At 70.9% G+C, this 6,980-nt stretch carries 6 protein-coding genes; 2 read left to right on the top strand and 4 right to left on the bottom strand.

The window, feature by feature from the left end; genetic code table 11:
• Nucleotides 1-415: 415 nt before the first annotated feature.
• The gene (locus ACZ62B_RS20830) at nt 416-1,423 is read right to left on the bottom strand and encodes a stage II sporulation protein M (RefSeq protein WP_469691627.1); all 1,008 of its coding nucleotides are present in this window, start codon (nt 1,421-1,423) and stop codon (nt 416-418) included.
• 149 nt (nt 1,424-1,572) lie between these two features.
• Here ACZ62B_RS20830 and ACZ62B_RS20825 point away from each other — a divergent pair, with 149 nt between their 5' ends.
• Nucleotides 1,573-2,553, top strand: coding sequence for an RDD family protein (locus ACZ62B_RS20825; RefSeq protein ID WP_344565091.1), 981 nt, complete (start codon nt 1,573-1,575; stop codon nt 2,551-2,553).
• 20 nt (nt 2,554-2,573) lie between these two features.
• On the opposite strand, the gene ACZ62B_RS20820 is transcribed toward ACZ62B_RS20825, so the two are convergent.
• Nucleotides 2,574-3,188 (bottom strand): hypothetical protein, encoded by a 615-nt coding sequence (locus tag ACZ62B_RS20820; protein WP_344569748.1) that lies wholly within the window; start codon nt 3,186-3,188, stop codon nt 2,574-2,576.
• A gap of 151 nt (nt 3,189-3,339) precedes the next feature.
• The gene (ahcY, locus tag ACZ62B_RS20815; protein ID WP_468887690.1) at nt 3,340-4,797 is read right to left on the bottom strand and encodes an adenosylhomocysteinase; all 1,458 of its coding nucleotides are present in this window, start codon (nt 4,795-4,797) and stop codon (nt 3,340-3,342) included.
• 348 nt (nt 4,798-5,145) lie between these two features.
• Between ahcY and lepB the strand changes: the two genes are divergently transcribed.
• Nucleotides 5,146-5,820, top strand: coding sequence for a signal peptidase I (gene lepB, locus ACZ62B_RS20810; protein WP_344569744.1), 675 nt, complete (start codon nt 5,146-5,148; stop codon nt 5,818-5,820).
• Between the two features lie 86 nt (nt 5,821-5,906).
• On the opposite strand, the gene ACZ62B_RS20805 is transcribed toward lepB, so the two are convergent.
• Nucleotides 5,907-6,887 (bottom strand): cation diffusion facilitator family transporter, encoded by a 981-nt coding sequence (locus ACZ62B_RS20805; protein WP_344569742.1) that lies wholly within the window; start codon nt 6,885-6,887, stop codon nt 5,907-5,909.
• Nucleotides 6,888-6,980 lie beyond the last annotated feature (93 nt).

Genomic DNA, 6,980 nt, shown 5'->3' with positions numbered 1-6,980 from the left:
CGTTGACTTTTGGCACGCTGTTGAGTTCTCAAGGAACGGACGCTTCCTTCGTACTCACCCTCGCGGGCTTTCCTCCGGGCGCTTCCCTTCGGTCTCGCGTTTCCGACTCTATCAGATCTTTCCGACCCGATTTCCTCGGTGCTTTCCAGGTTCCCGCTTTCGCGTTTCCCTTTCCGGCGGTTCCCACTTTATCAGAACTTTCGGGGCGGACTGACCGGCCCTTGTTTTCCGATTCTTCGGGAAGTGCTTCTTCGAAATCAGTGTTTCGATGAGAAGCTGATAGACGCTCACTGTCGCCTTCCGGGTCAGACCCCGTCTCCAGGCAACTGTTTGAATCTACCTCCCCGCCTGCTCCGTGTCAACGGTTCCTGCGGGGCGAAGAGGACACTAGCAGCTCAGCGGGGTCTCGCGCACATCAGGCAGCCGTGGGCACGTCGGCGCTGCGTTCGAATGCCTCCAGGTCACCGGTCTCGCCGGCGCGTGCCGCACGTCCGCCCAGGACATAGACGTAGGCGAGGAAGGCCAGCTCGGCGATGACTCCGATGGTGATGCGCGCCCAGGTGGGCAGGCCCGATGGGGTGACGAAGCCTTCGATGGCGCCGGAGACGAAGAGGACCAGAGCGAGGCCGATCGCCATGGCCAGGGCTGCCCGGCCTTCCGCCGCCAAGGCTGTGCGCCGGGTGCGGGGGCCCGGGTCGATGACGGTCCAGCCGAGGCGGAGACCGGTTCCCGCTGCGACGAAGACCGCGGTGAGTTCCAGGAGGCCGTGCGGCAGGACCAGGCCGAGGAAGGTGTCGAGACGGCCGGCGGAGGACATCAGACCGAAGCCGACGCCCAGATTGAGCATGTTCTGGAAGAGGATCCAGAGGACCGGCAGGCCCAGGAAGACACCCAGGATCAGGCAGAGGGCCGCGGCCCACGCGTTGTTCGTCCAGACCTGGGCGGCGAAGGAGGCCGCGGGGTGGCTCGAGTAGTACGTCTCGTACTGACCGCCGGGGCGGGTGAGCTCACGCAGCTCGTCGGGAGCCGCTATGGACGCCTGTACTTCGGGGTGGGTGCCTATCCACCAGCCGAGGAGTGCCGCGACGGCTGTGGAGAGGAGTGCCGTGGGCACCCACCAGTGGCGTGACTTGTAGACGGCGGCCGGGAAGCTGTGGGACAGGAAGCGTGTCACGTCCCGCCAGGAGGCGCGGCGGGCGCCGGTCACCGCGCTGCGCGCGCGTGCCACCAGTTGGCTGAGCCGGCCGGTCAGCTGCGGGTCGGGGGCGGCCGACTGGATCAGGGAGAGATGGGTGGCCGTGCGCTGGTAGAGGACGACGAGTTCGTCGGCCTCCGCGCCGGTGAGGCGGCGCTGGCGCCGGAGCAGGGCGTCGAGGCGGTCCCACTCCGCGCGGTGGGCGGAGACGAAGACGTCGAGGTCCATCGGTGTGCCTGCTCCTCGGCTGTTCGTCGGCGGTCGGCCTGACCGGTGGAAGGATGATCGGCTTGGTCTGCTGGTCGTACTGCGGTGCGATGTGCCATCAGCTTGGCAGACTGGCGGTGTTCGGGGCAGGCCAGGGAAGGGCGGCGGGCGTGAGTGAGCTGGTGACGGGCGAGGCGGTGGCGTTGGAGCTGCGCCCCGCGAGGCTGCCCAGCAGGGCGCTGGCCGTGCTGCTCGATCTGGTGGCGGCCATGGCCGTCTATGTCGTGGTGACCATCGCTCTGGTGGCGGCCACGGCCTCGTTGGACGAGGCGGCGCAGACCGCGATCTCGATCGCCTTGTTCGTCCTCGTGCTGGTCGGTGGGCCGATCCTGGTCGAGACGCTCAGCCATGGACGGTCGCTCGGGAAGATGGCCTGCGGACTGCGGGTGGTGCGGGACGACGGGGGGCCGATCCGGTTCCGGCACGCGCTGGTGCGGGGTCTGATCGGTGTGATCGAGATCCTGATGACGCTCGGGGTCGTGGCCTGCGTCGCGTCCCTGGTTTCGGCGCGGGGGCGGCGGCTCGGGGATGTGTTCGCGGGGACCCTGGTCGTGCGGGAGCGGGTGCCGGCCGGGCAGACGGGTTTCGTGCCGCCGCCTCCGCCGTGGCTGGCCGGGCGTTTCTCGGGGCTCGATCTGTCGGCGGTGCCCGACGGTCTGTGGCTTGCCGTCCGGCAGTACCTGACGCGGATGGGGCAGCTCGATCCGCGGGTCGGCTGGTCGATGGCGGAGCGGCTGGCCGCGGACCTGGCCGGGCGCACGGGGGCGCCGGTGCCGCCGGGGGTGCCGCCCGCGGCGTATCTCGCGGCGGTGGTGCAGGAGCGGCAGGTCCGGGAGGCCCGGCGGGCGTTCGGACATGGGTCGGCCGGGGGTGGCGGGCCCGTGGGTCCGGCGGGCCCGGCCGGTTCGGCGGGCCCGGCCGGCGCCTACGCCCCGCCGGCGTATCCCGCTGCGGCCGTCGCGCCGGATGTACGGCCGGCCGCGGATCCGTCGGCGGATCCGGGAGCCGTGGTGCGTGGGGAGCGGACCGCCCCGCCGCAGGAGGGATCGTCGGCCGATCGGCCCTCGACGGGGTTCGCCCCGCCGGCGTAGGTGCCTTCGGGAGGCGCCGGTCAGTCGAGGACCGACGGTGGTGATTCGAGGTCCTCCAGTTCGATGCCGGGGGCCGCGAGGACCACGTCCCCGGCCAGGTGCACGGAGTGCTGCTCGCCCGTGTCCAGGGCTGTGACCTGGTATTCGTCCACGGTCAGGGGGCCGTTGTCAGTGGCGTGTGCTTCTCTTTCCACCAGCGCCCAGGACTGGTCCAGGGTGCGCGGGGCGAGGACCGGCTCCGTGAAGGCGACGAGGCGTACGCGGGTGGCCGATGCCGAGGGGGTGAGGCGCAGGAGGCGGGCGGTGGCGACGAGAAAGGCGGGGGACGAGCCGGTGAAGGCGTGGGCGCGCACATTGCCTTCGGTGGCGTGGGTCCCGGTGGGGTCGGTGCGGACCCAGGTGACGCCGTCGAGGGCGGCGCCGCGGACCTGCCAGCTCGCGGCGTGGAGTTCGAGGCGGATGGGGCGGCCCAGTTCGTCGAGGGCGAGGTCGACCGAGCCCAGGTGATCGCCTGTGGGGGCGGTGAGCTGGGAGACGTAGCGCCAGCCGGAGGGGCCGGGGGCGCAGTGGAAGTGTTCTTCTGCGAGGGGGGTGTGATCGTGCGGATCGTGGAGCGAATAGCGGCCGCGGGGCATGGGGGTCCTGGGTCGTGACGGGCTGGGCCGGCCGACGGTCCGCCAAAGGGGCAGGCCCCCGGCACGGGGGTGCGGGGGCCTGCCTCGGAGGACCTGCCGCCGGGGAGCGCGTCCGGTGTGCGGACGCGCTCGCCGCGGCGGGAGCGTGGGCTCAGTAGCGGTAGTGGTCCGACTTGAACGGGCCCTCGACCTGCACGCCGATGTACTCGGCCTGCTCCGGGCGGAGCGTGGTCAGCTTGACGCCGAGTGCGTCGAGGTGGAGGCGGGCGACCTTCTCGTCGAGGTGCTTGGGCAGCACGTAGACACCGGTCGGGTACTCGTCGGGCTTGGTGAACAGCTCGATCTGGGCCAGCGTCTGGTCCGCGAAGGAGTTGGACATCACGAACGACGGGTGGCCGGTGGCGTTGCCCAGGTTCAGCAGGCGGCCCTCGGAGAGGACGATGATCTTCTTGCCGTCGGGGAAGGTCCAGGTGTGGACCTGCGGCTTGATCTCGTCCTTGACGATGCCGGGGATCTTGGCGAGGCCGGCCATGTCGATCTCGTTGTCGAAGTGGCCGATGTTGCCGACGATGGCCTGGTGCTTCATCTTGGCCATGTCGGCGGCCATGATGATGTCCTTGTTGCCGGTGGTGGTGACGAAGATGTCGGCCTTGTCGACGACCTCGTCGAGCGTCGTGACCTGGTAGCCGTCCATCGCGGCCTGCAGGGCGCAGATCGGGTCGATCTCGGTGACGATCACGCGGGCGCCCTGGCCGCGCAGGGACTCCGCGCAGCCCTTGCCCACGTCGCCGTAGCCGAACACGACCGCGGTCTTGCCGCCGATCAGGGTGTCGGTGGCGCGGTTGATGCCGTCGACCAGGGAGTGGCGGCAGCCGTACTTGTTGTCGAACTTCGACTTGGTGACGGCGTCGTTGACGTTGATCGCCGGGAACAGGAGGGTGCCGTCGCGCTGCATCTCGTACAGGCGGTGGACGCCGGTCGTGGTCTCCTCGGTGACACCGCGGATCTCGGAGGCGAGCTGGGTCCACTTCTGCGGGCTCTCGCTCAGGGTGCGGTTGAGCAGTTCGAGGATGACGCGGTGCTCGTCGGACTCGGCGGTGTCGGGCGAGGGGGCCTTGCCGTCCTTCTCGTACTCGACGCCCTTGTGGACGAGGAGGGTGGCGTCACCGCCGTCGTCGAGGATCATGTTGGGGCCGCCGGTGGGGCTGTCCGGCCAGGTCAGCGCCTGCTCCGTGCACCACCAGTACTCCTCCAGGGTCTCGCCCTTCCAGGCGAAGACGGGGACGCCCTGCGGGTTGTCGGGCGTGCCGTTCGGGCCGACGGCGATGGCGGCCGCGGCGTGGTCCTGGGTGGAGAAGATGTTGCAGGACGCCCAGCGGACCCGGGCGCCGAGGGCGACCAGGGTCTCGATGAGGACGGCGGTCTGCACGGTCATGTGCAGGGAGCCGGTGACGCGGGCGCCGGCCAGGGGCTGGGCGTCGGCGTACTCCTTGCGGATCGCCATCAGGCCGGGCATCTCGTGCTCGGCGAGGGTGATCTCCTTGCGGCCGAACTCGGCCAGGGAGAGGTCGGCGACCTTGAAGTCCTGTCGGTTGTCGACAGTCGTCATTGCGAGCTGCTCCTCGGGGTGTGGGTCGAGGTGGGTACGGCTGGTCTGCGCGGCGGCGGACACAGGGGTGCCCTGAGGAGGACACAGGCATGCCCGCGTGCGCGCAGCGCAGTCCGTCGGAGGCCCTCTCTCCCTCGGCCGGTCCGCGGTGGGACCGCCCGACCGCCATCAGCAGCGACGTCTGGCTCCGTCCCAAGCTACACCGCCGGACCCGGCCGACCCCAGTCCGCCCGCGTACACATCAGGCCGATCTGGCGGGCGCCCCGTCCCCGGTCCCCCGGCGGCCGTCGCCGGGCGGGCCGCTAGCCTCACCCCGCGCGGGCGGTCCGTGCGGGGAGGGGTTCGGGCGTGGACACGGGGCGGGGAACGCTGGTCACGGGGTGGGTGATGCTCGCGGTGGGGCTGCTGTCGGTGGTGGCGTCCCTGGGGGCGCTGCGGCTGAACTACGGGACGGCCGATGTGCGGGGCGGGAGCATGGCGCCGACGTACCGGCTCGGTGACGACGTCTTCTACGCGCGTGTGGACGGGGGCGAGGTGCGGCGCGGTGACGTGGTGCTGTTCTCGGCGCCCGACCGCTATCCGGGAGGCGGGCTCGTCGTGCAGCGGGTCATCGGGGTGGGCGGTGACCGGATCGTGTGCTGCGAGGGCGAGGGGTCCTCACGGCGGCTCACGGTGAACGGCAGGGCGTTGGAGGAGCCGTACGTCAAGGACGGGGACGTCAACGGCCTCGTTCCGCAGCGGTACGACGTCCGGGTGCCGCAGGGGCGGCTGTTCCTGCTGGGCGACCACCGTCTGAATTCACGGGACTCCCGCTTCTTCGCCGACGACCACGGCGGCACGGTGCCCGTGGAGGCGGTGCGGGGCCGGGTGACGGAGGACCGCCTGGGTGTGGTCCTGCTCGCCGGGGCCGCGCTGTTCGGGCTGCTGCTGACGCTCGCGGGCCTGATCTGTGTGCTCGCGGGGCGGACCAGGCGGCGCCGGCCGGCGGAGTTCGACACGAAGCTGTGGCCCTCGCACTTCTGAGGCCGCTCCCTGGACACGGCGGAGGGGCCCGCCGTGGTGGCGGGCCCCTCCGGTGTGGGGTCCTGCGGACCCCGGTGGTGCGGGGCTCAGTGAGCGGTGTCGGCGGAGGTGGGGCCTCCGGGGGTGGCCTCGGGGTCGGCGCCCTTGGCGGCCTCGGTCTCGCTGTAGATATCGGGCTCGAGGTAGATCACGCGGGCGATCGGGACGGCCTCGCGGATGCGGGACTCGGCGGCGTCGATGGCGGAGGCGATCTCGGTGGCCGTGCCGTCGTGCCGGACGCCGATCTTCGCGGCGACCAGCAGCTCCTCGGGACCGATGTGGAGGGTGCGCATGTGGATGATGCGGGTGACGGTGTCGCCGTCGACGACGGCGGCCTCGATCTTCTGGGTCGCCTCGGGGCCCGCGGCCTCGCCGAGCAGCAGCGACTTCGTCTCGACGGCGAGGACCAGGGCGATCAGGATGAGCAGGACGCCGATGCAGAGGGTGCCGATGCCGTCCCAGACGCTGTCGCCGGTGGCCAGGGCCATGCCGACACCGCCGAGGGCGAGGATCAGACCGACGAGCGCTCCGAGGTCCTCCAGGAGGACGACCGGCAGCTCGGGGGCCTTGGCGTGGCGGACGAACTCCTTCCAGGAGCGTCCGCCGCGCAGGACGTTGGACTCCTTGATGGCGGTGCGGAAGGAGAAGGACTCCGCGATGATCGCGAAGACGAGGACGCCGACCGGCCAGTACCAGTGCTCCAGCTCGTGCGGGTGCTTGATCTTCTCGTAGCCCTCGTAGAGGGCGAACATGCCGCCGACCGAGAAGAGCACGATGGAGACGAGGAAGGCGTAGATGTAGCGCTCGCGGCCGTAGCCGAAGGGGTGCTGCGGGGTCGCCCGGCGCTGGGCCCTCTTGCCGCCCACCAGCAGCAGCCCCTGGTTGCCGGAGTCGGCGAGCGAGTGCACGGACTCGGCGAGCATCGACGACGAGCCGCTGAAGAGGAACGCCACGAACTTCGCTACCGCGATCGCGAGGTTGGCGGCGAGTGCCGCCACGATCGCCTTGGTGCCGCCTGACGCGCTCATGTGTTCGCGTTGTCCCTTCGTACGCCGTGTGGGGCCCGGGCGGGCGTGTTCGTACGCCGCCCGGGACTCTGTCCGTCCTTTGACGGTGGGCCA

This window comes from Streptomyces sp. NPDC053426, from assembly GCF_055585405.1.
This window is presented reverse-complemented; position numbering and strand designations above follow the sequence as displayed.

What these genes read in the sequence shown, in the direction of transcription:
- ahcY (WP_468887690.1), bottom strand. Translation starts at nt 4,797, where the DNA reads ATGACGACTGTCGACAACCGACAGGACTTCAAGGTCGCCGACCTCTCC.
- ACZ62B_RS20820 (WP_344569748.1), bottom strand. Translation starts at nt 3,188, where the DNA reads ATGCCCCGCGGCCGCTATTCGCTCCACGATCCGCACGATCACACCCCC.
- ACZ62B_RS20805 (WP_344569742.1), bottom strand. Translation starts at nt 6,887, where the DNA reads ATGAGCGCGTCAGGCGGCACCAAGGCGATCGTGGCGGCACTCGCCGCC.
- ACZ62B_RS20830 (WP_469691627.1), bottom strand. Translation starts at nt 1,423, where the DNA reads ATGGACCTCGACGTCTTCGTCTCCGCCCACCGCGCGGAGTGGGACCGC.